The organism is Streptomyces sp. NPDC002730, assembly GCF_042888805.1.
In the GTDB taxonomy this organism is placed as follows: Bacteria; Actinomycetota; Actinomycetes; order Streptomycetales; family Streptomycetaceae; genus Streptomyces.
In genome coordinates, this window is record NZ_JBIAQG010000077.1 from 1 (window position 1) to 1,067 (window position 1,067).

At 68.2% G+C, this 1,067-nt stretch carries 1 protein-coding gene; it reads right to left on the bottom strand.

What is annotated here, in order from left to right:
* Positions 1-949: IS481 family transposase (locus ACFYXH_RS42505; protein ID WP_389575195.1), on the bottom strand; the 949-nt coding region annotated here is incomplete at its 3' end.
* Positions 950-1,067: the final 118 nt, after the last annotated feature.

Sequence of the window (1,067 nt, forward strand, 5' to 3'; positions counted from 1 at the left end):
TGTATTGCCCTGTGAGGTTAGGGACGCGGCTGGCGGGTGGTTGGCCTTTCAGCGCGGTGTGTCCGCGGTGGTGATTGTAGGTGTGAAGCCAGTGCGGGAACGCCTCGCGGCGTTCGGTCTCTGAGCGGTAGGGCTTTGCGTAGGCCCATTCGTCGAGCAGGGTGCGGTTGAGGCGTTCGACCTTGCCGTTGGTCTGCGGCCGGTAGGGCCGGGTTCGCTTGTGGGTGATCCCGGCCGCGGTGAGTGCGTCGCGCCAGGCGTGTGACTTGTAGCAGGCGCCGTTGTCGGTCAGGATCCGTTCGACGGTGATCCCGCAGGTGGTGAAGAACGCCTGGGCCCGGCCCCAGAAGGCGGTGGCGGTCTCCTTCTTCTCATCTGCGTGTATCTCGCTGTAGGCGAGGCGGGAGTGGTCGTCGACGGCGGTGTGGATGTAGCTGTAGCCGGCGCCGGAGCGGTTCTTGCGGCCCGCTTGACGGCCGATGGTCTTGTGGCCGCCGCCGTCGGGGATGTTGCCGAGCTTCTTGATGTCCACGTGGACGAGTTCGCCTGGCCGGTCGCGTTCGTAGCGGCGTATGGGCCGGCCGGTTGCCCGGTCCAGGTGGGCGAGACGGGCCAGGCCGAAGCGGGTCAGCACACGGTGCACGGTCGAGGGCACCAGGCCCAGCAGGTGTGCGATGCGGGCCGGGCCCCACCGGCGCAGCAGCCGGACCTTGATGATCCGCCGTTCGATGCGGGTCGGGGTGCGGCGCGGGCTCGTGTGCGGACGGCTTGAGCGGTCCGCCATGCCCGCCTCACCGAACAGCCGGTAGCGCTCAGCCCATCGCTGGACCGTCGTCGGCGAGACCTGGAAACGCTCGGCCGCGCGGCGCAGCGGCCAGCCGTCCTTGACCACGCAGCGGGCCAGGCGCAGCCGACCGGTCTCGGTCAGGGGTGCATTACGGTGTGGCACGAGGGCCTTTCTGGTCGCAGGTGCAGATGTCGCAATCCACACCAGGCCAGAAGGCCCTCACCCATTTCAAGATCACTCAGCCGAGACCTGCGTCACCAACCTCCGTGGACAGAACACC